Genomic DNA, 25854 nt, shown 5'->3' on the forward strand with positions numbered 1-25854 from the left:
GCTAGACCCGCTCGACGATCAGCGCGATGCCCTGGCCGACGCCGATGCACATCGTGCACAGCGCGTAGCGCCCGCCGGTGCGGTGCAGCTGGTTCACTGCGGTCATGACGAGGCGTGCACCGGACGCGCCCAGCGGGTGCCCCAGCGCGATCGCACCGCCATTCGGGTTCACGTGCGCCGCATCGTCCGGCACGCCCAGGTCGCGCAGCACGGCCAGGCCCTGCGCGGCAAACGCTTCGTTCAATTCGATCACGTCCATCTGGTCCAGCCTCAAGCCCGTTTGCGCCAGCAGCTTCCTGACGGCGGGCGCCGGGCCGAAACCCATGATGCGCGGCGCCAGGCCGCTTGTCGCCATGCCGATCACGCGGGCGCGCGGGGTCAAGCCGTGGCGCGCTGCGGCCTCGCCAGAGGCCAGCAGCAGCGCGCAGGCGCCGTCGTTCAGGCTCGAGGCGTTGCCGGCGGTGACCGAGCCGTCCGGGCTTACCACGCCCTTCAGCTTGGCCAGCGCCTCGATGCTGGAGTCAGCGCGTGGTTGTTCGTCGGTGTCGACCACACGCGTTTCTTTTTTGCCCTGGAGCGTGACCGGCACGATCTCGTCCTTGAAGACGCCAGCGGCATGCGCCTGGGCCCAGCGCTGCTGGCTGCGCAGTGCGAACGCGTCCTGGTCGGCGCGGCTGACATTGAATTCACGCGCGACGTTTTCGGCCGTTTCGGGCATCGAGTCGATGCCGTACTGCGCCTTCATGCGCGGATTGACGAAGCGCCAGCCGAGCGTCGTGTCCTCGATTTTTGCGGCGCGCGAAAACGCGCTGTCGGCCTTGCCCATGACGAACGGCGCGCGCGTCATGCTCTCGACGCCGCCCGCGATCACCAGGTGCGCTTCGCCGGCCTTGATCGCGCGCGCGGCGGTGCCAATGGCGTCCATGCCCGAGCCGCACAGGCGGTTGATCGTGTTGGCCGGCACGTCCTGCGGCAGCCCGGCCAGCAGCGCGGCCATGCGGCCGACGTTGCGGTTGTCTTCGCCCGCCTGGTTGGCGCAGCCGTAGAACAGGTCATCGACCTGGGCCCAGTCCACGCCGGGGTTGCGCGCCATCAGCGCGGCGATGGGCAGCGCGGCCAGATCGTCGGCGCGCACGGTCGAGAGAAGCCCGCCGTAGCGGCCGAAGGGCGTGCGGATTGCGTCGCAGATGAAAGCGTCAAGCATGCTGGTTTCCTTGTTCATTGTTTGGGACGGCCGTCGACCACGCGCCGGGCCTTGCCCGTCAGCGTGCGCTCGATGCCTTGCGGCGGCAACAGGCGCACGCGCGTGGTCACGCCGACATAGGTCTTGATGCAGTGCTGCAGTTCGCGCGCCTGCGCCTCTACAAAGTCCGGCGCAAGCAGCGTATCGCGCAGCTCGCACAGCACCTCGAGCGTGTCGAGGTGGCCGTCGCGCGCCACGACCAGCTGGTAGTGCGGTGCCAACGCCGGCATGCGCAGCACCAGTTCCTCGATCTGGCTGGGGAACACGTTCACGCCGCGGATGATCAGCATGTCGTCCGAGCGCCCCGTGATGCGGCCCATGCGGCGCATCGCGCGCGAGGTCGGTGGCAGCAGGCGCGTCAGGTCGCGCGTGCGGTAGCGGATGATCGGCAGCGCTTCCTTGGTCAGCGACGTGAATACCAGCTCGCCCTCTTGCCCATCGGGCAGCACCTCGCCCGTGTCGGGGTCGATGATCTCGGGATAGAAATGGTCTTCCCAGATCACCGGGCCATCCTTGCTCTCGATGCATTCGCTGGCCACGCCCGGGCCCATTACTTCTGACAGGCCGTAGATGTCGACCGCATCGATACCGGCGCGCGTCTCGATCTCGCGCCGCATCGCATCGGTCCACGGCTCGGCGCCGAAGATGCCGACCTGCAGCGACGACGCTGCAGGGTCCAGCCCCTGGCGCGTGAATTCCTCGACGATGTTGAGCATGTACGACGGCGTGACCATGATGATCGATGGTTTGAAGTCGCAGATCAGCTGTACCTGCTTCTCGGTCTGCCCGCCCGACATCGGCACGACCGTGCAACCGAGGCGCTCGGCGCCGTAGTGCGCACCCAGGCCCCCGGTGAACAGGCCGTAGCCGTAGGCGATGTGCACCAGGTCGCCCCGGCGACCACCGGCGGCGCGGATCGAACGCGCGACGATATCCGCCCAGGTGTCGATATCGTTCTGCGTGTAGCCGACCACGGTGGGCTTGCCGGTGGTGCCGGACGAGGCATGCACGCGCACCACCTGCTCGCGCGGCACGGCGAACATGCCGAACGGGTAGTTGTCGCGCAGGGCTTTCTTTTCGGTGAACGGAAATTTCGCCAGGTCGGCCAGGGTTTTCAAATCGCCCGGGTGCACGCCTGCGGCGTCGAACGCGGCGCGGTAGTGCGGCACGTTGTCATACGCGTGCTGCAGCGTCCATTGCAGCCGTTGCAGTTGCAGCGCCTGCAGTTCGTCGCGGCTGGCGCGCTCGATCGGTTCCAGGTCGCCCGGTGCGGGAATGTGTTGGACCATCTGTCGACTCCTTGTGGTTCAGGCGTCCACGGGCGCCACGGTGCCGCCGATGCGATGCGATTTGCCACGAAACAGCGCGATGGTGCGCCCGTCCGCGGCCTTCACCGTGACGTCGTAGACGCCGGTTTTGCCCTGCAGCGCCTGCTCGGTGGCTTCGGCCACCAGCACGTCGCCCGCGCGGCCAGGGGCGAGATAATCGATCGTGCAGCCGGCGCCCACGGTGCTGAGGTTGTGCGAGTTGCAGGCGAAGGCAAAGGCGCTGTCGGCCAGCATGAAGATGTAGCCGCCGTGGCAGGTCGCGTGCCCGTTGAGCATGTCGGCGCGCACAGTCATTGTCATGCACGCGTAACCGGGCCGGATGTCATCCAGCACCATGCCCAGCGCCTGGCTGGCCGGGTCGCGTTCGAACATCGTACGCCCGGCCAGCTCGGCGAGCGCCTGTGCATTCTGATCCTGACCTTCATGCATGAAAGCGCGCCCCCTGCGGATCGGCGGCCAGCTTGCGGCGCAGCAGCGGCGAGACGCGGTAGCGGTCTTCGCCATACGTCGCGGCCAGGTTCGACAGCACGGTCACAACCTGCCCCATGCCGATCGCGTCCAGCCAGGCCAGCGGTCCGCGCGGATAATTCACGCCCTTCTGCATTGCGATGTCCACGGCGCGCGCGCTGCACACTCCCTGATGGACGGCGTCGGCCGCTTCGTTGGCCAGCATTGCCACCGTGCGCATCACGGCCAGCCCCGGGACGTCGTCCAGGCGCGTGACGACGAAACCGGCGGCCTGGAACAGGCCGACTGCCGCCGTCCAGGCTTCATCGCTACAGCCATCGGCACGCGCGAGCGCGATGCGCGGTGCCGTGGTCGCATCGAACAGCAGGTCGAACACGATCGTGTCCCGCCCGTTATCCGCCTGCGCACGCTCGGTGGCGCTGCGCCCGTCAGTGAGATGGATCGCCGCGCCGCCGCAGTACAGGCCCGGTGCCGCTTCGATCTCGGTCAGGTCGATGCCGAAAGTCTGCAGCCGCGCGACAAGCGCATCGACGCTGCCGGGTGCACCGGCGTACTTGACTGCTGTCGGCTTGTCGCAGACGGCTTCGGCTTGCGCGACCGGCATTGGCACCCCATCGCCATAGCGATAAAACCCGCGCCCCGTCTTGCGGCCCAGATAACCCGCATTGACCAGCTCCTGCTGCAGCACCGATGGCGTGAAACGCGGGTCGCCAAAGTACGCCGCAAACACCGACTGCGTGACCGAGAAGTTGACGTCGTGCCCGATCAGGTCCATCAGTTCGAAGGGGCCCATGCGAAAACCGCCGCACTCGCGCATGACGGCGTCGAGCGTGGCGACGTCGCCCGCCTGTTCGAGCAGCAGGCGCAGGGCTTCGCCATAGAACGGGCGCGCCACGCGGTTGATGATGAAGCCGGGCGTCGATTTCGCATGCACGGGGCTCTTGCCCCATTTTTCAGCGGTGGCATACACGATCTGCGCGACCTCGCGCCCGGTCGCCAGGCCGCTCACCACTTCCACCAGCGCCATCAGCGGCGCCGGATTGAAGAAGTGCATGCCGACCAGGCGTTCGGGATGCGCCAGTTGCGCGCCAATGGCCGTGACCGAGATCGACGATGTGTTGGTCGCCAGGATGCAGTCGCTGGTGACGACGGCTTCGAGCGCAGCAAACAGCGCGCGCTTGACCTGCAGGTCTTCGACGATGGCCTCGATGACGAGCACCGCACCGGATGCTTCGTGCAAGGCATCGATGCGGCGCAGGCGCTCGCGCGCGAGATCGGATTCGACGGCACCCATGCGGCCCTTGGCGACCAGGCGCGCATAGGTGGCGCCGATCTGCGCGATGGCCTTGTCGGCGGCGCCGGTGCGGGTATCGAACAGCAGGACCTGATGGCCGGCCGTGGCCGCGACCTGGGCAATGCCGGCGCCCATCGCGCCGCTGCCGATGACGGCAATCGTCGAATGCGGTGGCAGTGACTGCATCCCTACTCCCCCTTGAACTGCGGCGCGCGCTTGGCCAGGAATGCAGCGACACCTTCGCGGTAGTCGTGGCTGTTACCGAGTTCGCGCATCATGTCGGCTTCGAGCTGCAATTGCTGCTCCAGCGTGTTGGCGTAGCTGGCCTGGAAGGCGCGCTTGGTGAATGCCAGGCCCTTGGTCGGCGCGGCGGCAAAGTGTTTCGCCATGGCCAGCGCTTCATCCATCAGCACGTCGTCCGGCACGCAGCGCCAGATCAGGCCCCAGGCTTCGGCTTTTTCGGCGCTGAGTTTTTCGCCCAGCATGGCCAGGCCCAGCGCGCGCGCGGGGCCGATCAGGCGCGGCAAATGCCAGGTGCCGCCGGTGTCCGGAATCAGGCCCAGTTTGCTGAAGGCTTCGATGAAGCTGGCCGATTGGGCGGCCAGCACGATGTCGCAGGCCAGCGCCAGGTTGGCGCCAGCGCCAGCGGCCACGCCGTTGACGGCGCAGATGACGGGCATCGGCAGGTTCTTCAGCGTGAGCACGAGCGGCGCGTAGAACTCCTCGACCGACGCGCCCAGATCGACACTCGGCGCGCCCGGGTCGACCGCGCGGTCGGCGAGATCCTGGCCGGCGCAAAAACCGCGGCCGGCGCCGGTCAGCACCAGCACGCGCACGGACCGGTCGGCCTGCACGCGCGTGAGCGCATCGCGCACTTCGAGGTGCATGGCACGGGTGAAGCTGTTGAGGCGATCGGGGCGGTTCAGGGTCAGGACGGCGACGCCGCCTTCTGCCTTGAACTGGATGCTGTCGTAGTTCATCGTGGTCTCCGTTTTTGTTCTGGTTGCGCGCGGTTATTCGGCGATATCGAAATCCACCACCACCTTGTCGGTCACCGGGAAACTCTGGCAACTCAGCACGAACCCGCGCGCGACTTCATAGTCTTCCAGCGCGTAGTTCACGTCCATCTCCACTTCGCCATCGAGTACCTTGCAGCGGCAGGTCGAGCACACGCCGCCCTTGCACGAATAGCGCATGTCGATGCCGGCGCGCAGGCCCGCGTCCAGCAGCGATTCGGTGTCCCGGTCCATCGTGAAGCTGGCGGCGCTGCCGTCCATGATCACGGTCACTTCGGTGTGCTGGCGCGCGCTGGCAGCAACCGCGCGCGGCGTGCGCTCGCGGGTCGGCGCGCTCGCCGCAAACAGCTCGATGCGGATCTGCTCTTTTGCCAGCCCGGCCGCCTGCAGCGCGCGCGAGACGCCATGCATCATGTCTTCGGGCCCGCAGATGAAGGCGACATCGATCGCCTTGATGTCGATCCACTGGCGCAGGAACTGCGTGCACTTGTCTTCGGTGATGCGCCCGTTGAAGAGTTCAATGTCCTGCTGCTCGCGGCTCATCACGTACACCAGGCGCAGGCGGTCCATGTACTGGTCTTTGAGGTCGGTGAGTTCGTCGCGAAACAGCACGCTCGACGAGGCGCGGTTGCCGTACACGATCGTGAAGCGGCTACCCGGTTCGGCCAGCAGCGTGGTCTTGACGATCGACAGGATCGGCGTGATCCCGCTGCCGGCAGCAAACGCCAGGTAGTGGCGCTGGCTGGCTGCGTCGAGCGGCACGTTGAAGTTGCCGCTCGGGGGCATGACGTCGAGCTGCGCGCCCGGTTGCAGGCTGTCGTTGGCCCAGCTGGAGAACTGGCCGCCCGGCGTGCGCTTGATCGCCACGCGTAACTGGTCGTCCTGCACCGCCGAACAGATCGAGTACGAACGGCGCACGTCCTCGCCATCGATCGTGGTGCGCAGCGTCAGGTACTGGCCCTGGCGGAAGGCGAAGGTCTCTTTCAATGCCGGCGGCACGTCGAACGTCACGCACACGGCGTCGCGCGTTTCGTGTTTCACCTTGCTGACGGTGAGAGGATGGAATTGGCTCATGCTGGGCTTTAATGACACTTGAAATAATCGAACGGCTCGCGGCAATCGAGGCACTTGTAGAGCGCCTTGCACGGCGTCGAGCCGAATTCGCTGGTCAGCTGGGTGTGCGCCGAACCGCAGTGCGGGCAGCTCACGGCCGGCGCGGCGCGGCGGCGGATGCCGGCATGCAGGCCGCTGATGTCGATCGCCTGCTGCACGGGCGGCGCGATGCCGTAGCCGGTGAGCGCGACCTTGCCGGCAGCGCTCATCCAGTCGGTGGTCCAGGCAGGCGCCAGGCGCGTCGCGATGCGCACGCGCTCGAGGCCATGCGCGCGCAATGCGTCGCCCACGCTGTTGGCGATCACGGTCATGGCCGGGCAGCCCGAATACGTCGGCGTGATCGTCACCACCCACGTGTCGTCGTCCAGCACCACGTCGCGCACGATGCCCAAGTCGACGATCGAGATGACGGGGATTTCCGGATCCGCGACCTCGCCCAGCCAGGCCCAGACCTGCTCGACCGAAACGGCCAGCGCAGTCATCACCAGGCCGCGCCCGGATAGGCGCGCTGCAGGAACTGCATCTCGGCCAGGATGAAGCCGAGGCGCTCGCTGTGCCGGCCCTGCTTGCCGCCGCGCTGCATCCAGGCATCTGGCGATGGCATGGTCAAGGTGGCTTCGGCGAATATCTCAGCCAGGTGGTTCAGGTAGGCTTCACGCAGCGGCCCGACGGCCGGCGCCACGCCCTCTGCCACCATCGCCTCGTCGACCGCGTCGTACAGGAACATCTCGCCGCTGTACATCCACAGGTCGTCCAGCGCGGTCTGCATCATCGCGTGGCTGGTGGCCGTGCCGTCACCCAGGCGCACCACCAGGTCGCCGCTGCGGCGCAGGTGGTACGTGACTTCCTTGAGCGACTTGGCCGCGATCTCGACGATGCGCGGGTCGCTCGAGCGGGTCAGGCCATCCATCAAGAAGTAGTGCCAGGCGTCGAACAGGAACTGGCGCATGACGACGTCGGCATAACTGCCATTGGGCTGCTCGAGCAGGATGCAGTTGCGGTACTCGCCGCTGTCGCGCAGGAAGGCCAGGCGGTCTTCGTCGCGGCCCTGGCCTTCGAGTTCGGCGGCGTACGACAGCCACATGCGGGTCTGGCCCAGCAGGTCGAGCGCCACGTTCGACAGCGCCATGTCTTCTTCGAGTGCCGGGCCCTTGCCGCACAACTGGCACAGTTGCTGCGACAGGATCAGGGCGTTGTCGCCCTGGCGCAGCAGGTAGTCGATTTTTGCATCCATGGGATTGGTCTCCGGCGCGCTCACAGATTCTTGACTTCTTCCGGCATTGGGAAGAACGTCGGGTGGCGATACACCTTGCTATTGGCTGGCTCGAACAGCGACGATTTATCGGCCGGGCTGCTGGCGACGATGTCGGCGGCGCGCACGACCCAGATCGAGACGCCTTCGTTGCGGCGCGTGTAGACGTCGCGCGCGTTGTTGACGGCCATCTCGGCGTCAGGTGCGTGCAGGCTGCCGACGTGCTTGTGGGCGAGGCCGTGCTGGCTGCGGATGAAGACTTCCCACAGGGGCCATTCTTTGCTCATTGTTGTCTCCGTATTGCCTTCGCATCGTATGAGTGTGCGAATGTGCGTTGGAATCAGGCGGCCACTTTTTTTGCGGCCTGCTTGTCGGCGTGCGCCACCAGCGCGTCGCGGAACCATTCGCCGTCGTCCCAGGCTTTGACGCGCGTGCGCAGGCGCTCGCGGTTGCACGGGCCGTTGCCCTTTAAAACGTCGTAGAACTCGCTCCAGTCGATCGCGCCGAAGTCGTACGAGCCGCGTTCGGCGTTCCATTTGAGGTCGGGATCCGGCACCGTGAGGCCCAGGTACTCGGCTTGCGGCACGGTCTGGTCGACCATGCGCTGGCGCAGTTCGTCGTTGGAGAACAGCTTGATGCGCCAGGCGCTCGACTGCGCGCTGTTGACCGACTCGGCATCGGACGGCCCGAACATCATCAGCGACGGCCACCACCAGCGATTGAGCGCGTCCTGCGCCATCGCCTTCTGCTCGGGCGTGCCCCTGGCCAGCGCCATCATGATGTCGTAGCCCTGGCGCGCATGGAACGATTCTTCCTTGCAGACGCGGACCATGGCGCGCGCATACGGCCCGTACGAGCAGCGGCACAGCGGAATCTGGTTGATGATCGCCGAGCCGTCGACCAGCCAGCCGATCGCGCCCATGTCGGCCCAGCTCAGGGTCGGGTAATTGAAGATGCTCGAATACTTGGCCTTACCGGCATGCAGGGCCGCCAGCAGCTCGTCGCGCGAGACGCCCAGAGTCTCGGCCGCGCTGTACAGATACAGGCCGTGGCCCGCCTCGTCCTGGATCTTGGCCAGCAGGACCGACTTGCGCTGCAGGGTCGGCGCGCGCGTGACCCAGTTGCCTTCCGGGAGCTGGCCGACGATCTCGGAATGGGCATGCTGCGAGATCTGCCGGATCAGCGTCTTGCGGTATGCTTCCGGCATCCAGTCCTTCGGTTCGATCTTGATCCCGGCGTCGATGCGCGCCTGGAATGCCCCCTCTTCGGCGCTCATGTCCTGTTCTGTGCGGACTTTATTGAGGCCTGTCTCCACCATTTGTGCGTACATGGATCTCTCCCGTTGCAAAATCTGTGCGAATCATAATACGATACAAAAAATCGGAAGTACACAATAATTTTGAATCATATCGAGCCCGATCGTGAATGACATGACCAGTACCCAGTGGATCGCCCTCAGCCTGGCCACCGATCCGCCGCGCCACAAGTCGCTGGTGATGACGATCTGCGGCGACGCGATCGCGCCCCACGGTGGCGCCTTCTGGCTCGGCAGCATGATCGAGCTGCTCGCCCCCTTTGGCGTGAACGACCGGCTGGTGCGCACCAGCGTGTTTCGGCTGGTACAGGAAGGCTGGCTGACGGCCAGCCGCGAGGGCCGGCGTAGCCGCTATGCGCTGGCGCCGACGGCGCTGCCGCGCTTTGAACGCGCCAACCGCCGCATCTACGCCGCGCCCGGACAGGACTGGGATGGCCGCTGGACGTTCGTGCTGGCCACCAACGGCAGCATCGACAGCGACCTGCGCGCGCTGGTGCGCAAGGAACTCGAATGGGAAGGCTTTGCGATGCTGGCCAGCGGCGTGATGGCGCATCCGGCGCCCGACCGCGACCTGCTGCGCGACATCCTCGCGCGCACGGGCGCCGAAGGCCGCGTGTTCGTGTGCCAGGCCGATGAGGTGCCGGATGCCGGATCGCGTCCGCTGCCCGAACTGGTGGGCGACTGCTGGAACCTCGATGCGGTGGTGCTCGCGTACCGCGGCTTCATCGAGACGTTTGCCCCGCTGCCGGCCTTGCTGGCGCGCGGCGACGTCAGTCCGGCGCACGCGTTCGCGATCCGTACCTTGCTGATCCACGCCTACCGCCGCGTGCAGCTGCACGACCCGATGCTGCCGCTGCCCCTGCTGCCCGACCCGTGGCCCGGCGCCGACGCGTATGCGCTGGCGCGCACCATTTACCAACTGAGCCACGAACGCGCCGAGGAGCACGTGCTGGCCATGCTGCGCGTCGAGGATGCGGCCACGCCCGAGGCGGATGCGGCGTTTCGCGGCCGCTTCGGCGGGCTGGCGCCACGGTAGCGCGGCGAAAGCGGTATCATTTCTTCTTTGACGTCTTCCCAACACAGGACAACACCATGTCTATCAAGATCAGCAGCCAATTCGACGCTGGCGCCATCGAGGTCGTGAACGCCACGAGCGCGAACGCCATCGACCTGAACATCCGCAAGGATTCGCACGCCGACATCATCCAGTGGTTCTACTTCCGCCTGCAGGGCGCGCAGGGGCAAGCCTGCACCATCCGCCTGCTCAATGCCGGCAAGGCCGCTTATCCGGCCGGCTGGGAAAACTACCAGGCGATGGCGAGCTACGACCGCGTGAACTGGTTCCGCGTGCCGACGTCGTTCGACGGCAGCGTGCTGGCGATCGAACACACGCCCGGCATGGACAGCGTGTATTACGCCTACTTCGAGCCGTATTCGTTCGAACGCCACCTCGAACTGCTCGACCGCGCCCAGATGGCTGAAAACGTGCGCATGCTCGACCTGGGTTCGACCGTCGACGGCCGCGATCTGAACATGCTGGTGATCGGCGAGCCGGCCGAAGGCAAGAAGAAGGTCTGGGTCATCGCGCGCCAGCACCCGGGCGAGACGATGGCCGAATGGTTCGTTGAAGGCATGCTCGACGCGCTGCTCGATCCCGCCAACCCGTTCGGCCGCCAGCTGCTGAAAGAGTCGGTGTTCTACGTGGTGCCAAACATGAACCCGGACGGCTCGGTGCGCGGCAACCTGCGCACGAATGCCGCCGGCGCGAACCTGAACCGCGAGTGGCTCAATCCGAGCATGGAGCGCAGCCCGGAAGTCTTCCTGGTGCGCCAGAAGATGCACGAGACGGGCGTGGACGTGTGCCTCGACGTGCACGGCGACGAAGGCTTGCCATATGTGTTCGTGGCCGGCAGCGAGTCGCTCCCGAACTTCACCGCCGAGCAAGGCGCGGCGCAAGCCAGCTTCATCGCCGACTTCAAGATCGCCAGCCCGGACTTCCAGGACGTGCACGGCTACGGCAAGACGCCCTACACCGACCAGACCTTGACGATGGGCTCGCCGCACATCACGCACACCTTCGGCGCCCTGTCGCTGACGCTCGAGCTGCCGTTCAAGGACAATGCGAACGACCCGGATCCGCTGGTCGGCTGGGACGGCGCACGCAGCGCGCGCCTGGGCGCAGCGGTGCTGCAGCCGGTGCTCAAGGCAATCCGCTCGCGCAAATAAGGAAGTAAGCCAGCCTCACCCATCCCAACACAGCTGGCACAGCTGGGGTCAGGTCTGACATTCGGACACGACCTCAGCCTTAGCCACGTCCAGTGGTGTCTTGCCCAGCACTAGCGTGGCCTGGTGCCAGCTAGTTTCGACCGCCCGACTGTCGAGATCGTGTCCGAATGTCAGACCTGACCCCGGCTTTTCATTAGCCACGTCCAATGGTATCTGCGCAGTATCAGCGTGGCCCGTGCCAGCTAGTTTCGACCGCCCGACTGTCGAGATCGTGTCCGAATGTCAGACCTGACCCCGGCTTTTCATTTAGAGCGCGCGGGTAGCTGCAGGCCGTGCAATGCAAAGCGCCGTCAATCGACGGCGCTTTTTTTGTGCCAATACCACGCAAGAGCGTCAGCCGTATGGCACGTACTCGAAGCCGTTGGCGATCAGCGGCGCGACTGCAGCAACGTTTTCAGGGCTGTCGCTGATCGCGTCGAGCACCTGCGCAGTAGTGGCCTTGCCGCTGTCGAGCAGGCCGGACCAGTAGGCTAGGCCGCCCGCATCGGGCGTACGTTCGAGGATGTTGGTGTAGTACTTTGTCACCAGATCGGTATTGCTGGTCACGCCGCTGTACAGCCTGGCGTATTCGGCGCTGCCGATGAAGCCGGCGGCGATGTCGACGATGTCCGCGCCATCGTCGAGGCGGTTCATCCAGTACCCGAGGCCGACCACGTCAGGCGCCCGGTCCAGCGCGGCCTCGTACAGGCGGTAGATGGTGCCGCCATTGTCGAAAGCGCCGACGTCGATGGCGATGTGCTTGTCGGTGAAGGCCAGGCGCTCGACATTGATCAGGGTGTCGCTGCCGGCGGCGCCGGTCACCGCGAACGAGCTGTCGCTGGCACGCAGCGTGTAGCTGGCGGCGGTGCCGCGATAGACGGCGGTGTCGATGCCGCCATAACCATTGAGGAAGTCATTGCCGGCGCTGCCGACGACCGTGTCGGCGCCCGAGAGCACATAGGCGTAGGTCAGCTGCGTATCGAGTTCGTTGCGCGCGAACTGCGCGATCCGGGCGGCATCGAGCTGTGCACCCGAGACCCGGTAGACTTCGACGTCGTTCTGGAAATAGGACGTGCCGGTGACCGTGCCGGCCACCCGGTCGATGCCGAGATACGAGAAAGCGCCGTTGAAGGTCTGCTTGCTGCCCGCACCCTCGATCGTGATGCGATTCTGGATCGCCTCGGTGATGGTCCACTCCCAGTCCTGGGCAGTACGGAAGTCGAATGCTCGATACAGCTCGATAGTGGCCATGCGCGATCCTTTCGGTGGATTACAGATCGACGCCCAAATGTGCCTTTACCCAGGCGTTGGCGTCGCTGCTGCTGTCGAAATGCAGGGTGGCGATCGCGGTTTTATCCGGCGCCAGGAAAGTGGCATACACCTTGCGGCCGTCCCCGCTCGAGCTGAGCAGATCGGATTGGGGAGCGAGCTCCACGGTGGCTACCAGGTCGAGGTTGAGCAGCACCGTCTTGGGGCTGCTTTCCTTGTCGATGCGAACGAAGCGGGTCATGCGTTTTCCTTAGTTGCCGGCAATGACCATGTTCTCGATCAGGATCGAGCCCGTGGTCTTGTTGCCGCGAACCAGCGTGTCGGTGCCGACGGCAACGATCTGCTGGAACATATCGCGCATATTGCCGGCGATCGTGATTTCTTCGACCGGGTACTGGATCACGCCCTGCTCGACCCAGTAACCGGAGGCACCGCGCGAATAGTCACCGGTGACGTAGTTGACGCCCTGCCCCATCAGTTCGGTAACCAGGAGGCCCGTACCCAGCTTGCGCAGCATGCCCTCGAAGTCATCGGTGCGGCGGGTGGCTGTCGAGACGATCTCGAGGTTGTGCGCGCCGCCGGCGTTGCCCGTCGTTGGCATGCCCATCTTGCGCGCCGTATATGACGACAAGAAATAGCCTTGCAGCACGCCATCGCTGATCACCTTGCGGCGCACGGTTTTGACGCCCTCGTCATCGAACGGGGCCGAGCCGACGCCGCCGATCAGGTGCGGGTCTTCGACCACCTGGATATGCGACGGGAACACCGGCTTGCCCAGCATGTCGAGCAGGAACGTGGACTTGCGGTACAGCGCGCCACCGGAGACGGCTTGCACGAACGCACCCAGGAGGCCCGCAGCCAGCGGCGCCTCGAACAGCACCGGGCAGGTGCGGGTGTTGAGCTTGCGGGCATTCAAACGCGCCAGCGCGCGCTCGGCGGCGTAGCGGCCGACTTGTTCAGGTGCAGCCAGTTGCTTGGGATCGCGCGACGACGTGTACCAGTCGTCGCGCTGCATCCCGTTGCCCTTGCCGGCAATGGGCGCAACCGAGATCGTGTGACGCGAGAATGGGTAGCCGCCCAGAAAACCACGCGAATTGGCGGCGACGAAGTGCGACTGCTGCACGTAGACGCTGGCGCCTTCGCTGTTGGTGATGCGCTTGTCGACGGCGAACGCGGCGGCTTCGCAGCGCTGGCCCAGCTCGACGGCTTCTTCGGTGGAGATGGGCCACGGGTAGAACAGGCGCAGGTCGCGCGGCGCGGTTTCGATCAGGTCGGCGTCGGGCAGGCCGGCGCAGTCATCCTCGGCGGTAAAGCGCGCGATGTTGGACGCGGCTTCGACCGTGGCCTTGAGCGAATCGGCGGAAAAATCGGACGTGCTCGCGTTGCCGCGGCGCTGGCCAAAATACACGGTGATGCCCAGGCCCTTGTCCTTGTTTTGCTCGATTGTCTCGATGTTGCCTTTACGCACAGAAACTGACAGCCCGCTCCCTTCACTGATTTCGACCGCTGCATCGGACGCACCCTGCTCGCGCGCAAGCGCCAGCATGTCGCGCGCCAGCTGTTTCAGCTGATCCTGGGTGTGGGTAAAAGGGGTGTCATTCATGTGTGTTTTTCGTGGCCGTCCCTAAAACAGTTATCATAGCAGCCGTTTACTGTTTTCACTGATCGGCCCAGCGCCAATCAAATCATCCAAATCATGCCTAATCCAAATCGCGGCTCGGTGGGCTTCCAGTCCAACGAGTTCGAACCAGAGTACGACCGTCCTTCCAAATCTGAGCTCAAGCGCCAGTCGAACGAGTTGCAGAAGCTCGGCGAGCAGCTCGTCGAAGCGGCGCGCGACCGCGTCAAGCGCGTCGAGATGCCTGAAGACGTGCGCGATGCCATCCTCACGTGCCAGAGCATCACCAACCACGAAGGCCGGCGCCGCGCGCTGCAATTCGTGGGCAAGAAAATGCGCACGCTGAACGAAGAAGAAGTCGCCGTCATCCAGCGCACGATCGACAGCTGGAAAGGCGCGTCGAAGGCCGAGACAGCATCGCTGCACGCACTCGAACGCCGCCGCGACAAGCTGTTGTCGGACGACACGGCGCTGACCGTGCTGCTCGAAGAAAACCCCGAGCTCGACGTCCAGCACCTGCGCACCCTGATTCGCAACGCGCGCAAGGAAGTGGCCGAATCCAAGCCGCCGAAAGCCTTCCGCGAAATCTTCCAGATCCTCAAGGATCTGCAAAAGAAGAAGAAAGCCGATGCGGCTGCCGCTGCCGACGACGAAGAAGCGAACGATGACGAGTCCGACGACGAGTAATAACGATGTGCTGGTGATCGGCCTTGTCTCCGTTTCCGACCGCGCCAGCGGCGGGGTCTACGAAGACAAGGGCATCCCGGCGTTGAACGACTGGCTGGCCAGCGCGCTCACGACACCGTACCGGATCGAGACGCGCCTGATCCCGGACGAGCGCGCGGCCATCGAAGCCACGCTGATCGAGCTGGTCGACACGGCGCGCTGCCACCTGGTGCTCACCACCGGCGGCACCGGCCCGTCGCGGCGCGACGTGACGCCCGAGGCCACGCTGGCGGTTGCCACCAAAGAGATGCCGGGCTTTGGCGAACAGATGCGCCAGATCAGCCTGCGCTTCGTGCCGACCGCGATCCTGTCGCGCCAGACGGCCGTGATCCGTGAAACCGCCGACCATGCGGCCCTGATCATGAACCTGCCGGGCCAGCCCAAGTCGATCAAGGAAACGCTCGAAGGCCTCCGGGACGACGCCGGCGCCACGATCGTGGGCGGCATCTTCGCGGCCGTCCCCTACTGCGTCGATCTGATTGGCGGCCCGTATATGGAAACCAATCCGGCGGTCAGCCAGACCTTCCGCCCCAAATCGGCATTGCGAAAGACACCATGAGCCAGCTGCTGGACAATATCGAAATCGAGACCGCCCCGAATCCGACCATCGCCGTCGTCTGGCTGCACGGCCTGGGCGCCGATGGCAACGACTTCGTGCCGCTCGTGCGCGAACTGGACCTGACCGGCCTGCCGGGCATCCGCTTCGTGTTCCCGCATGCGAACACGATGCCGGTGACGATCAACGGCGGCTACGTGATGCGCTCGTGGTACGACATCGTCGCCACCGACCTCACGCGGCGCGAAGACGAAGGCGGCCTGCGCGCATCGCAGCTGCAGGTCGAGGCGCTGATCGCCCGCGAAAAAGCGCGCGGCATCCCGGCCTCGCGCATTATCCTGGCCGGCTTCTCGCAGGGTTGCGCGATGACGCTGCAAACCGGTTTGCGCCATCCCGAGAAACTGGCGGGCATGCTGTGCCTGTCGGGCTACCTGCCGCTGTCCAGCGTCGCCGGCGCCGAGCGCAGCGAAGCAAGCCTGGGTACGCCGATCTTCATGGCGCACGGCGTGCAGGATCCGGTAGTGCCGTTTGCGCGCGCCGAGGAGTCACGCAAGGTCGTCGAGGCGCTCGGCTACCAGGTCGAGTGGCATGCTTATCCGATGCAGCACACGCTGTGCCTCGAAGAGGTGCAGGACATTTCAAAGTGGATTCGCAAGGTCGTCGCGTAACACCGTCAACGGCGGCCCTCACCCCACGAGGGCCGTCGCCAACGCGGCCTTGACCGCCGCGTCCAGCCGCGACACGATCTCCGACAACTCCCCCGGCGTCACGATGAACGGCGGCGCCAGCAACACGTGGTCACCCAGCTGACCATCGATCGTCCCACCCATCGGATACACCAGCAAGCCGCGTGCCATCGCCTCGGCCTTGATCGCCGCGTGCAGTTTGACCTCCGACGCGAACGGCGCCTTCGTCTCCCGGTCCCGCACCAATTCCAGCGCCATGAACAGCCCGCGCCCGCGGATATCGCCCACGTGCTCGTGCGTGCCAAACGCATCGCCCAGCATCTGCCGCAGCAATGCGCCGCGGCGCCCTACCTGCGCCAGCAGGTCGTCACGCTCGATCACCTGCTGCACCGCCAGCGCCGCCGCTGCCGCCACCGGGTGGCCGATGTACGTGTGCCCGTGCTGGAACATGCCGCTGCGCTGGCGCAGCGTGTCGACGATCGCCTCGTGCGCGAGCACCGCGCCGATCGGCTGGTAGCCGGCGCCCAGGCCCTTGGCCACGGCCACGATGTCCGGCGCCACGCCCTCCTGCCCGATCGCGTACATGCTGCCGGTGCGGCCCATGCCGCACATGACTTCATCGGCGATGAACAGGATGCGGTGCCGGTCGCAGATATCGCGCACGCCCTGGAAGTAGCCCGGCGTGGGCGGGATCGCGCCGCCGGTGGCGCCCACCACCGGCTCGGCGACGAAAGCAATGATGGTGTCCGGCCCGGCCTTGATGACGGCCGTTTCGAGTTCGTCGAGCAGGCCGGCCGTGTAGTCGTCGAGCGACATGCCTTCGCCGCAGCCCCGGTAGGCGTAACAGGGCGCGACGCGCAGCGCCTCTTTCAGCAGTGGGGCAAAGGCGCGCTTGCGCCACTCGTTGCCGCCCACGCCCAGTGCGCCCAGCGTGTTGCCGTGGTAGCTCTGGCGGCGCGCAATGAATTGCGTGCGCTGCGGCTCGCCCGCCTCGACCCAGTACTGGCGCGCCAGCTTGAGCGCGGTTTCCATCGCTTCCGAGCCACCCGAGACGAAGTACACGCCGCCCATGTCCTGCGGCCCGCCGGCGATCAGGCGATCGGCCAGTTGCTCAGCGACTTCGGTGGTGAAGAACGCGGTGTGGGCGTAGGCGCAGCGGTCGATCTGGCGGTGCATCGCTGCAATGACGTCCGGGTGGCCATGGCCCAGCGACGACACGGCCGCGCCGCTGCTGGCGTCGAGGTAGGTCTTGCCGCTGCTGTCGCGCAGCACGATGCCTGCGCCGCCAACCGCCGTGGGCGGCATCTGGCGCAGGTTGCGGTGGATGATGTGGCTCATGGACGGCTCCCTCGGCGGTGACTGCAACGCTTGACGATAAGCGTGCTCCGAGGCACTTCTTTTGATTTTTAGCGCGGGCCGTGCGAATATTTTCCTGCCTTCAATTTCGATACAACAGGCGGGTATGCTCGATGAATGAACGTCTCGGCCCCATCCCCGATCACGCTTTGACCACGGCCCAGCGCGCCGCTGCGCAGGAGATCATCGACGGCCCGCGCGGCGCCGTCTACGGCCCGTTCGTGCCGCTGCTGCGCAGTCCCGAACTGATGCTGCATGCGCAGCGCATGGGCGAGTACCTGCGCTACTGCAGCGCGCTCGGCGTGCGGCTGTCGGAGCTGGCAATCCTGGTCACGGCGCGCCAGTGGGACCAGGCCGTCGAATGGGCGATCCATGCGCCGATCGCGGCGCAGGCGGGGATTCCGGCGGCGGTGATTGAGGCAGTTGCGGCGCGTGAGCGGCCCGCCGACATGCTGGTCGACGAGGCGGTGGTGCACGACTTCTGCATCGAGCTGCACGAGACGAAGGCAGTGTCGGACCGCGTGTACGCGGATGCGCTGGCGCTGTTCGGCGAACAGGGCGCGGTCGATCTGACGGGGATCTGCGGGTACTACACGCTGCTGGCGATGGTGATGAATACGGCGCGCACCGCCGTACCGGATACCGGCGAGCCGCGTGGCGGCCCGCCTGCTGGTCTACCTTGATACCCCTTACTTCGGATACGCCACGACGTCGGCCTGCTGCTCGCCGAGACCGGCAATCCCCAGGCGCAGCTGGTCGCCCTTCTTGAGGAAGCGCTGCGGCTTGCGGCCCATGCCCACGCCCGGCGGCGTGCCGGTGGTGATGATGTCGCCCGGTTCGAGCGTCATGAAGCGCGACACGTAGCTCACGAGCTGCGCGACGCTGAAGATCATGCTGGCCGTGTTCCCGGTCTGCATGCGCTTGCCGTTCAATTCCAGGTACAGGTCGAGGTCCTGCACGTCGAGGATTTCGTCGCGCGTGACGAGGAACGGGCCGACCGGGCCGAACGTATCGCAGCCCTTGCCCTTGTCCCACTGCGAGCCCATCTCGAACTGGAAGGCGCGCTCGGTCACGTCGTTGACCACGCAATAACCGGCGACGAACTTGAGCGCCTCTTCTTCGCTCACGTACTGCGCGCGCGTGCCGATGATCACCCCGAGCTCGACTTCCCAGTCGGTTTTCTTCGAGCCCTTCGGCAGCTGGATCGGATCGTCCGGGCCGTTCAGGGCGCTGATCGCCTTGGTGAAGAAGATCGGTTCGGCCGGCACCTCGGCGCCCGTTTCGCGCACGTGGTCCAGGTAGTTCATGCCGATGCCGATGAATTTGCCAATACCCCTGACCGGCACGCCCAGGCGCGGATTACCGCGCACGAGGGGCAGCGTTTTCTGGTCGAGTTTGGCGAGTTTGCGCAGCGCCTTGTCGGACAGCTGCGACGGATCGATGTCGTCGATGATGCCGGACAGGTCGCGCAGGCGCCCCTCTTCATCGAACAGGCCCGGCTTTTCCTTGCCCGGGCGGCCGTAGCGAACCAGTCTCATGATGTCATTCCTGTAGAAAAACGCGAATGATACCAATGAATGGTGTCAACCAAGCCTTAGTGGCTCAGCAGGTAGGCGCTGATGTCGATCGCGTCGCGCTCGCTCACGCCCATGTTCGGCATCGCGTTGCCCGGATCGATCGCCTGCGGATCGCGGATCCAGCGCACCAGGTTGGCCTGGGTGTTGGGCAGTTTGCCCGCAATGTAGCGCTGCTGCGCAAGCTCGTCGAGCGGCCGGCCCACGCGCACGTCCGAGCCCGGCACGCCCGGCACCACGTGACATGAATGGCAGGCGTATTGCGCGGCGGCGATCTTGCCGCGCACCGGATCGCCCACCAGGCCGGGGGCCAGTTTCGGGCCGCAGCCGGCCAGCAGCGCGGACACGCCAAGGAGGATGGTGATCGTGGATTTCATGGCTGGCCTTCCTGACCCTGCTGTGCGCGGCCCGTTGCTGTCTGCTCGACATGCGGCGGAACGGCTCCGCCCGCCGTCATGCGTTTGAAGTCCTGGCTCGTCATGCCCGGCATGGCGCCCACGAACGCCACCACTGCCCACATGTCGGGCTCACTCAGGTGGTATTCCCAGGCCGGCATGCCGCTCATCTTGATGCCGTTGCGGGTGATCCAGTACAGCTCGCGCGTCTTCCAGTTGACATCCGCATCGACCAGCGGGCCCGGGGCCGGCTGCATGCTCATGCCGATCGTGCTGGGCGCCACGCCCGGCCCGCCGTGGCATTGCACGCAGTTGGCCTGGTAGACGAGCGCGCCGCGCTGCAGGCGTTCGGGCGTGTTCAGGTTGGGTGGCACCACGATCTCGCGCGCATGGTTCTGCACCGAGTACTGCATGCCTTCGCCGAGCACCCGGTAGACGAACGCGTAATGCGGCGTGATCGCGCTCAGGTCATAAAAGCCGCCGCGCAGCACGATCAGGCCACCCACGGCGCCGATCGTGCCGGCGCCGAGCAGAGTCAGCAGCATGGTCTTGACAATAAGTCGGGCGCGATTCGATAGCATAGCCTAGGGTGTCCAGTTGAAAGAATGACATCTGAATTCCTTGTATTATAAAAGCCATCGCTTTTTTACGAAAAATCAAACGTGCGCAACCCACACCGTCCCTACGAACGCTGGCTTCCGGTACTGAGCAGAAGCGCTCTGGTCTTGTGCGCAGCCCTTGCAAGCGGCTGCACTACGGAAGAACCCGCCTCACGCGTTTCTGGCGGCGATCCCGAACGTGGCCGTTTGCTGGTGCAGCAATACCAGTGCGCCGCCTGCCACTACATTCCTGAGGTCCAGGGTGTGAACGGCGATGCCGGCCCGTCGCTTGAGACCATGGGCCGCATGAGCTATATCGCAGGCAGCATTCCGAACCAGCCCGAGAACATGATTCGCTTCCTCCAGAATCCCCCTGCCGTGAAACCAGGCACCCTGATGCCGGCGCTTGGCATCAGCGAAGACGAGGCGCGTCACATGGCCGCTTTCATGTACACGCTGCGATGATGTGGCTCCAATGAGTATGGCTCCCATGAATATGGCTCCCATGAGCAACATCCAGTCCGTCATGCATCCGGCCGGTGCCGACGCGGCAATCATTTACCAGTTCACGTGGGTCCTGTTCGTCGGCGGCACGGTGATCTTTGCCATCGTCATGGGCCTGCTCGCGCTGGCCATGCGGCGTCAGGCGCGCCCGATCACGCCCGGTGTCTGGATCCTCGGCGCAGGCATCGCGTTTCCGGTCATCGTGCTCACCGCGCTGCTCACCTGGAGCACGTGGCGCACCGGGCAACTGGTGCCGCAAACCTCGCACAAGGCATTGACCATCTCCGTCACCGGCAAGATGTGGTGGTGGGAAGTGCGCTACCGCGACCCGACCAGCAACCGTGAAATCATCAGCGCCAACGAGATCGTCATTCCGGTTGGCGAATCGGTGTATCTGGGCTTGACCGCATCGGACGTGATCCACAGCCTGTGGGTGCCGTCGCTGGCGGGCAAGCGCGACATGATCCCGGGCCGCGTGACGGGCCTGAACCTGCGCGCCGACAAGCCGGGCACCTACCGCGGCCAGTGCGCCGAATACTGCGGCGAGCAGCACGCGCGCATGGCGTTCCACGTGATCGCCCTGCCACGTCCCGAGTTCGACGCCTGGCTCGCGCGCCAGGCCCAGCCGGCCGTGCCGGCCGACACCACGGTGTTGCAGCGCGGCCGCGAGGCGTTCCTCGCGCAGCAGTGCCAGACCTGCCACACCATTCGCGGCGTGACCGATGTCGCGCCGCAGCTGGATGCCCGGATTGCCGATGCCCCGCGCCTCGGCCCCGACCTGACGCACATCGGCAGCCGCCGGCACATCGCCGCCGGCACGCTGCGCAATCACCGCGGTACGCTGGCCGGCTGGATCGCCGACCCGCAAGCCATCAAAACGGGCGTCTTCATGCCGCCCTCCCCGGACCTGGACGGCGAGACCCTGCGCGCACTGGCCACCTACCTTGAGCACCTGAAATGACGCGCGACGCAACCTTACCGAACTCCGCCCCACGCCCGCCAGAGGAGCTGGAAAAACTGGAGGCCGTCTGGAAAACGCCCTCCGGTCTGGGCTTCTTCAAGTCGGTCAACAACACCAATATCGGCCTGCTGTACATCGGCACCGCGATCCTGTTCTTCATCCTGGCCGGCATCCTGGCCCTGATCATGCGGGTGCAGCTGTCGGTGCCGGACAACGACCTGGTCTCGGCCGGCACCTACAACCAGATCTTCACGATGCACGGCACCGTGATGATGTTCCTGTTCGCGATTCCGATCGTCGAGGCGATCGCCGTCTACCTGCTGCCGAACATGCTGGGCGCGCGCGATCTGCCATTCCCGAGATTGTCCGCGTACGCGTTCTGGTGCTACGCCTTTGGCGGCCTGGCCTTCTTCTGCACGCTGTTCTGGGGCCTGGCGCCGGACGGCGGCTGGTTCATGTACCCGCCGCTGACGGGCATGAAGTATTCGCCCGGCCTGAACGCCGACTTCTGGCTGCTGGGGATTGGCTTCATCGAAATTTCCGCCATCGCCGGCGCCATCGAACTGATCGTCGGCATCCTGTTTACCCGCGCGCCCGGCATGACGCTGCGCCGCATGCCGGTGTATGCGTGGGCCATGCTGGTGGTGGGCGTGATGATCGTGATCGCTTTCCCGGCCGTGATTGCCGGCACGGCGCTGCTCGAACTCGAGCGCGCGCTGAACCTGCCGATCTTCGACCCCGAGCGCGGCGGCGACCCGATCATCTGGCAGCACCTGTTCTGGTTCTTCGGCCACCCCGAGGTCTACATCATCTTCCTGCCAGCCGCCGGCATGATCTCGACGATGATCCCGACCATCGCCGGCAACCGTCTGGTGGGCCGCCGAACGATCGTTGTCGCGCTGGTCGGCGTGGGCATCTTCAGCTTCGGCCTGTGGGCGCACCACATGTTCACGGCGGGCCTGGGCGTCATTGAAATGAGCCTGATCTCGGCGGCCAGCATGGCCGTGGCGATCCCCACCGGCATCCAGGTGTTCGGCTGGATCGCCACGCTCTGGAGTGGCCGCATCAGGATGAATGCGCCGACGCTGTTCATGCTCGGCTTCATGTTCATCTTCGTGCTGGGCGGCCTGACCGGCGTGATGGTCGCCGTTGTCCCATTCGACTGGCAGGTACACGACACCTACTTCATCGTCGCCCACCTGCACTATGTGCTCATCGGTGGCATGGTGTTTCCGGTGTTTGCCGCGATCTACTACTGGATGCCGCTCATCAACGGCAACACGATGTCCGAGCGCCTGTCGAAATGGACGTTCTGGCTGCTGTTCGGAGGCTTCAACATCAGCTTCTTCCCGATGCACATCACGGGCCTGTTCGGCATGCCGCGCCGCGTCTACACGTATTCGAGCGAGATGGGCTGGGATGCCCTGAACATGATCTCGACCCTGGGCTCGTTCCTGTTCGCGCTTGGCATCCTCCTGATGATCATCGACGCCACGCGCACGCTGCGCCGTCCGACCAAGGACGTGGGCAATCCGTGGAATGCCGCCACCCTCGAGTGGCTGCCGTCGGAAGACTACGGCAACCGCAGCATCCCGATCATCACGTCGGACGACCCGCTGTGGGACCAGCCGACGCTGTCGAAGGAAGTCGCCGAAGGCCGCCACTACCTGCCCAACACCGTCACCGGCCGCCGCGAAACCATCTCCACCAGCCCGGTCAGCGCCAAGCCGACCTACCTGATGATTCTGCCGGGCGACAGCTGGCTGACCGTGCTGGGCGCCTTCGGCACCGCCGGCTTCTTCCTGCTGCTGACCGTCAAGGCCAACGTGCTGGCGATCATCTGCGGCCTGATTGCCATCGGCTCGATCATTGCCTGGCTGTGGCAGTCGGACCAGAAGGTGCCGATGCGCGAGGCCGACATCGGCGGCGGCGTCACGCTGCCGATCGGGGCACGCGGCACGGCGTCGCACTCGTGGTGGGGCACGTTCATCATGCTGATCGTGCTGTTCCTGATCTACTGCTCGTTCGCCTACGTCTACATCCACACGTCGATGCGGCTGCAGATCTGCCCACCGCCGGGCGCATCGCTGCCAGCGTGGTCGTGGACGCTGCTGTCGGCCGCCCTGCTGCTGGGTGGCTCCGCGCTGGTGTGGCTGAGCGACCGGGTCTCGAACAAGCTCACGCCGTGGGTGCTGATCGTGGCACTGGCCTGCACCGCCGGCGCCTTCGGCGTCGACGTCCACAGCTGGCGCCTGGTGAACCTGGACGGCACGCGCGATACGTGGAGTGCGTCGATTTCGATCCTGCTCGGCTTCCAGGGCATCATGCTGTTCGTGCTGCTGCTGGCCGCGCCGTACCTGTGCGTGCGCGCCTGGCGCGGCATGATCGTCCCCGAGAACCGTGCCACGCGCGACAATATCGCGCTGATCTGGCACTACGTGACGCTGCAGGGCCTCGCCGGATTCCTGGTGATCCGCGGCCTGCTGCTGGTGATGGAGTGATGCGATGAGCGACCATTTCTTTTCGCGTGCCACGCGTGCTTCGCTGCCCCTGCTGATCTGGGGCGCGCACTTCGCGTTCGCCTACATCGTCGCAGCGAGCCAGTGCACGCCGGGCGCGCTGCGCGCTGCGGGTCCTAATCCGTGGCTCTTGGGCGGTGCGACGCTGCTGTCGATGGCGGCGTGCGTGTGGGTCGGCGCCCTGGCCGGCAAGCGCCTGCGCCAGGGGTCCGACGAGTTCGTGGATTATGTGGGTGCGACCAGCGCGGTGCTGGCCGTGGTGGCAGTGGCTTGGACCGGGATTCCGGTGCTGCTGGTCACAGGCTGCGCCTGAGGATCCAACATCGGTAGGGTGGAAGGCTCCGCCTTCCACGCGGTGATCGACGGCGTTTCCCGTCTCGTGTCGGATGATCTGGCCGCCAACCATCACCGCGTGGACGGCGGAGCCGTCCACCCTACGAACTGGCGATCAACCGGCGTCCGGCACCACCCGCCAGATCACGTTGCCGACATCGTCGGCCACCAGCACCGCGCCCTTCTTGTCCACCACAACGCCCACCGGCCGGCCCTGCGCCTCGCCATCCTTGTTGACGAAGTCGCTGAGGATGTCGACCGGCTTCCCGTTCGGCATGCCATCCCGGAATGGAATGAACACGACGTTGTAGCCCGAGCGTGGCTTGCGGTTCCATGAACCGTGGTTGCCGATGATCGCGCCGTTCCGGTACTGGGTCGGCAGCAGTGCTCCTTCATAGAACGTCAGGCCCAGCGCGGCCACGTGCGCGCCCAGCGCGTAGTCGGGAACGATCGCCTTGTCCACCAGGTCTGGCCGCTGCGGCTTGACGCGCGCATCGATGTTCTTGCCGTAGTAGCTGTATGGCCAGCCATAGAAGCCGCCCTCTTTCACCGACGTCAGGTAGTCGGGCACCAGGTCGCTGCCGATTTCGTCGCGCTCGTTTACGACCGTCCACAACGCGCCCGTCTGCGGATTCCACGCCATGCCGTTCGGATTGCGCAGGCCCGACGCGAACACACGCGTGGCGCCATTGGCCAGATCCACTTCAAGGATCGCGGCGCGGTTCTTTTCGGCTTCCATGCCGTTTTCGGCGACGTTGCTGTTCGAACCGACCGTGGCATACAGCTTCTTGCCGTCCTGGCTGGCGATGATGTTCTTGGTCCAGTGGTGGTTCAGCCCGGCTGGCAGCGGCGCGACCGGCTGCGCAGCTTCCGTGATTTCGGTGGCGCCTTCCTTGTAGTTGAAGCGCACGATGGCATCGGCATTGGCCACGTACAGCACGTCGCCCACCAGCGCCATCCCGAACGGCGAATGCAGATTTTTCAGGAAGACTGTTTTCAGTTCGGCCACGCCGTCGCCGTCGGCGTCGCGCAGCAGCGTGATGCGGTTCGCGCTCGGCACGCCGGCGCCGGCGCGGGCCATTACCTTGCTCTGTATCCAGTTGCGGATCCCGCCGGCGTCGGGCTTGGCCGGGGCATTCGATTCGGCTACCAGCACGTCACCGTTGGGCAGCACGTACAACCAGCGCGGATGGTCGAGCGCCGTGGCGAAGGCATTCACGTCCAGGCCGGCCGCCGCCGTGGGCATCACGCCCGCAGGCCAGCCGGTGGCCTTTGCGATGTTGACCGTCGGGATCAGGGTCTTGTTAGGCGCCTTGAGCTCGGGCTGCGGCCCGATGTCGGCGCCTTGCGGCAGCGTCGACTTGTCGCCGCAGGCGGCCAGCAACAGGATGGTGGCGCCGGCGCACAGGCGCGGCAGATGATGTCGCATGGTGTTCCCCCAAAATACAGAATGGGGAAATCTTA

28 protein-coding genes are annotated in these 25854 nt (G+C 65.6%); 10 read left to right on the forward strand and 18 right to left on the reverse strand.

The genetic code is table 11. From position 1 onward, the window contains the following. Position 1: 1 nt before the first annotated feature. From pcaF to paaA, 10 genes are read right to left on the reverse strand one after another with little or no spacing between them, the layout of a single operon-like run. Entirely contained in the window at positions 2 to 1204 is a 1203-nt protein-coding gene (gene pcaF / locus AC1MGT_RS08320) for a 3-oxoadipyl-CoA thiolase (protein WP_499503800.1), read from the reverse strand. A gap of 14 nt (positions 1205 to 1218) precedes the next feature. Beyond that, on the reverse strand, positions 1219 to 2532 hold the full coding sequence (gene paaK / locus AC1MGT_RS08325; RefSeq protein ID WP_499503801.1) for a phenylacetate--CoA ligase PaaK: 1314 nt from the start codon (positions 2530 to 2532) through the stop codon (positions 1219 to 1221). An 18-nt stretch (positions 2533 to 2550) separates the two neighbouring features. Beyond that, positions 2551 to 3000: a hydroxyphenylacetyl-CoA thioesterase PaaI gene (gene paaI, locus AC1MGT_RS08330; RefSeq protein ID WP_499503802.1), complete on the reverse strand. Its 450-nt coding sequence runs from the start codon at positions 2998 to 3000 to the stop codon at positions 2551 to 2553. Then, positions 2993 to 4519 (reverse strand): 3-hydroxyacyl-CoA dehydrogenase PaaH, encoded by a 1527-nt coding sequence (gene paaH / locus AC1MGT_RS08335; protein WP_499503803.1) that lies wholly within the window; start codon positions 4517 to 4519, stop codon positions 2993 to 2995. Before paaH ends, paaI begins: the two co-directional genes overlap by 8 nt. Before the next feature lie 2 nt (positions 4520 to 4521). After that, complete coding sequence (paaG, locus tag AC1MGT_RS08340; RefSeq protein ID WP_499503804.1) at positions 4522 to 5313, reverse strand: 2-(1,2-epoxy-1,2-dihydrophenyl)acetyl-CoA isomerase PaaG; 792 nt, start codon at positions 5311 to 5313, stop codon at positions 4522 to 4524. A gap of 33 nt (positions 5314 to 5346) precedes the next feature. Continuing rightward, positions 5347 to 6423, reverse strand: a complete 1077-nt coding sequence (gene paaE / locus AC1MGT_RS08345; protein ID WP_499503805.1) for a 1,2-phenylacetyl-CoA epoxidase subunit PaaE — start codon at positions 6421 to 6423, stop codon at positions 5347 to 5349. 8 nt (positions 6424 to 6431) lie between these two features. Then, positions 6432 to 6944 carry a 1,2-phenylacetyl-CoA epoxidase subunit PaaD gene (gene paaD, locus AC1MGT_RS08350; protein WP_499504264.1) on the reverse strand — a complete coding sequence of 171 codons (513 nt, stop codon included), beginning with the start codon at positions 6942 to 6944 and terminating at the stop codon, positions 6432 to 6434. Then, on the reverse strand, positions 6944 to 7696 hold the full coding sequence (paaC, locus tag AC1MGT_RS08355) for a 1,2-phenylacetyl-CoA epoxidase subunit PaaC (protein WP_499503806.1): 753 nt from the start codon (positions 7694 to 7696) through the stop codon (positions 6944 to 6946). Before paaC ends, paaD begins: the two co-directional genes overlap by 1 nt. Before the next feature lie 20 nt (positions 7697 to 7716). After that, positions 7717 to 8001: a 1,2-phenylacetyl-CoA epoxidase subunit PaaB gene (gene paaB / locus AC1MGT_RS08360; protein ID WP_183556248.1), complete on the reverse strand. Its 285-nt coding sequence runs from the start codon at positions 7999 to 8001 to the stop codon at positions 7717 to 7719. 53 nt (positions 8002 to 8054) lie between these two features. Then, positions 8055 to 9044, reverse strand: coding sequence for a 1,2-phenylacetyl-CoA epoxidase subunit PaaA (gene paaA / locus AC1MGT_RS08365; protein WP_499503807.1), 990 nt, complete (start codon positions 9042 to 9044; stop codon positions 8055 to 8057). 100 nt (positions 9045 to 9144) lie between these two features. Here paaA and paaX point away from each other — a divergent pair, with 100 nt between their 5' ends. After that, positions 9145 to 10065: a phenylacetic acid degradation operon negative regulatory protein PaaX gene (gene paaX / locus AC1MGT_RS08370; RefSeq protein WP_499503808.1), complete on the forward strand. Its 921-nt coding sequence runs from the start codon at positions 9145 to 9147 to the stop codon at positions 10063 to 10065. A 56-nt stretch (positions 10066 to 10121) separates the two neighbouring features. Next, a complete protein-coding gene (locus AC1MGT_RS08375) occupies positions 10122 to 11255 on the forward strand; it encodes a M14 family metallopeptidase (protein ID WP_499503809.1) in 1134 nt (377 codons plus the stop codon). Between the two features lie 393 nt (positions 11256 to 11648). Here the strand turns inward: AC1MGT_RS08375 and AC1MGT_RS08380 are convergent, their stop codons facing one another. Genes AC1MGT_RS08380 through pmbA form a run of 3 tightly spaced genes read right to left on the reverse strand, consistent with a single transcriptional unit; the run spans position 11649 to position 14166 of the window. After that, on the reverse strand, positions 11649 to 12545 hold the full coding sequence (locus AC1MGT_RS08380) for a DUF4214 domain-containing protein (RefSeq protein ID WP_499503810.1): 897 nt from the start codon (positions 12543 to 12545) through the stop codon (positions 11649 to 11651). Between the two features lie 19 nt (positions 12546 to 12564). After that, the gene (locus AC1MGT_RS08385) at positions 12565 to 12804 is read right to left on the reverse strand and encodes a hypothetical protein (RefSeq protein ID WP_183556243.1); all 240 of its coding nucleotides are present in this window, start codon (positions 12802 to 12804) and stop codon (positions 12565 to 12567) included. Between the two features lie 9 nt (positions 12805 to 12813). Beyond that, positions 12814 to 14166 carry a metalloprotease PmbA gene (gene pmbA, locus AC1MGT_RS08390; RefSeq protein WP_499503811.1) on the reverse strand — a complete coding sequence of 451 codons (1353 nt, stop codon included), beginning with the start codon at positions 14164 to 14166 and terminating at the stop codon, positions 12814 to 12816. 93 nt (positions 14167 to 14259) lie between these two features. Here pmbA and yjgA point away from each other — a divergent pair, with 93 nt between their 5' ends. The 3 genes from yjgA to AC1MGT_RS08405 are packed head-to-tail and all read left to right on the forward strand — an operon-like array spanning position 14260 to position 16131. Continuing rightward, positions 14260 to 14868, forward strand: a complete 609-nt coding sequence (gene yjgA, locus AC1MGT_RS08395; protein ID WP_258835714.1) for a ribosome biogenesis factor YjgA — start codon at positions 14260 to 14262, stop codon at positions 14866 to 14868. After that, the gene (gene mog, locus AC1MGT_RS08400) at positions 14846 to 15466 is read left to right on the forward strand and encodes a molybdopterin adenylyltransferase (RefSeq protein WP_499503812.1); all 621 of its coding nucleotides are present in this window, start codon (positions 14846 to 14848) and stop codon (positions 15464 to 15466) included. Before yjgA ends, mog begins: the two co-directional genes overlap by 23 nt. Next, the gene (locus AC1MGT_RS08405) at positions 15463 to 16131 is read left to right on the forward strand and encodes an alpha/beta hydrolase (RefSeq protein ID WP_499503813.1); all 669 of its coding nucleotides are present in this window, start codon (positions 15463 to 15465) and stop codon (positions 16129 to 16131) included. The genes mog and AC1MGT_RS08405 overlap by 4 nt, the downstream gene beginning before the upstream one ends. Positions 16132 to 16149: 18 nt before the next feature. On the opposite strand, the gene AC1MGT_RS08410 is transcribed toward AC1MGT_RS08405, so the two are convergent. Next, positions 16150 to 17487 (reverse strand): aspartate aminotransferase family protein, encoded by a 1338-nt coding sequence (locus tag AC1MGT_RS08410; RefSeq protein WP_499503814.1) that lies wholly within the window; start codon positions 17485 to 17487, stop codon positions 16150 to 16152. Between the two features lie 131 nt (positions 17488 to 17618). Here AC1MGT_RS08410 and AC1MGT_RS08415 point away from each other — a divergent pair, with 131 nt between their 5' ends. Continuing rightward, complete coding sequence (locus AC1MGT_RS08415; RefSeq protein ID WP_499503815.1) at positions 17619 to 18188, forward strand: carboxymuconolactone decarboxylase family protein; 570 nt, start codon at positions 17619 to 17621, stop codon at positions 18186 to 18188. Between the two features lie 6 nt (positions 18189 to 18194). Here AC1MGT_RS08415 and AC1MGT_RS08420 read toward each other — a convergent pair whose 3' ends face one another. The 3 genes from AC1MGT_RS08420 to AC1MGT_RS08430 are packed head-to-tail and all read right to left on the reverse strand — an operon-like array spanning position 18195 to position 20019. Then, positions 18195 to 19043 carry a fumarylacetoacetate hydrolase family protein gene (locus AC1MGT_RS08420; protein ID WP_499503816.1) on the reverse strand — a complete coding sequence of 283 codons (849 nt, stop codon included), beginning with the start codon at positions 19041 to 19043 and terminating at the stop codon, positions 18195 to 18197. A 56-nt stretch (positions 19044 to 19099) separates the two neighbouring features. After that, complete coding sequence (locus tag AC1MGT_RS08425) at positions 19100 to 19456, reverse strand: c-type cytochrome (RefSeq protein WP_499503817.1); 357 nt, start codon at positions 19454 to 19456, stop codon at positions 19100 to 19102. Continuing rightward, complete coding sequence (locus AC1MGT_RS08430) at positions 19453 to 20019, reverse strand: c-type cytochrome (protein WP_499503818.1); 567 nt, start codon at positions 20017 to 20019, stop codon at positions 19453 to 19455. Before AC1MGT_RS08430 ends, AC1MGT_RS08425 begins: the two co-directional genes overlap by 4 nt. Before the next feature lie 117 nt (positions 20020 to 20136). Here AC1MGT_RS08430 and AC1MGT_RS08435 point away from each other — a divergent pair, with 117 nt between their 5' ends. The 4 genes from AC1MGT_RS08435 to AC1MGT_RS08450 are packed head-to-tail and all read left to right on the forward strand — an operon-like array spanning position 20137 to position 24370. Next, positions 20137 to 20538, forward strand: coding sequence for a c-type cytochrome (locus tag AC1MGT_RS08435; protein ID WP_499503819.1), 402 nt, complete (start codon positions 20137 to 20139; stop codon positions 20536 to 20538). A 25-nt stretch (positions 20539 to 20563) separates the two neighbouring features. Beyond that, positions 20564 to 21538, forward strand: a complete 975-nt coding sequence (gene coxB, locus AC1MGT_RS08440) for a cytochrome c oxidase subunit II (RefSeq protein ID WP_499503820.1) — start codon at positions 20564 to 20566, stop codon at positions 21536 to 21538. Beyond that, a complete protein-coding gene (gene ctaD, locus AC1MGT_RS08445; RefSeq protein WP_499503821.1) occupies positions 21535 to 24039 on the forward strand; it encodes a cytochrome c oxidase subunit I in 2505 nt (834 codons plus the stop codon). Before coxB ends, ctaD begins: the two co-directional genes overlap by 4 nt. A gap of 4 nt (positions 24040 to 24043) precedes the next feature. After that, positions 24044 to 24370: a hypothetical protein gene (locus AC1MGT_RS08450; RefSeq protein WP_499503822.1), complete on the forward strand. Its 327-nt coding sequence runs from the start codon at positions 24044 to 24046 to the stop codon at positions 24368 to 24370. 135 nt (positions 24371 to 24505) lie between these two features. On the opposite strand, the gene AC1MGT_RS08455 is transcribed toward AC1MGT_RS08450, so the two are convergent. Continuing rightward, positions 24506 to 25819 (reverse strand): PQQ-dependent sugar dehydrogenase, encoded by a 1314-nt coding sequence (locus AC1MGT_RS08455; RefSeq protein WP_499503823.1) that lies wholly within the window; start codon positions 25817 to 25819, stop codon positions 24506 to 24508. Between the last annotated feature and the right edge of the window lie 35 nt (positions 25820 to 25854).

It is taken from the genome of Telluria sp. BA11, from assembly GCF_056680305.1.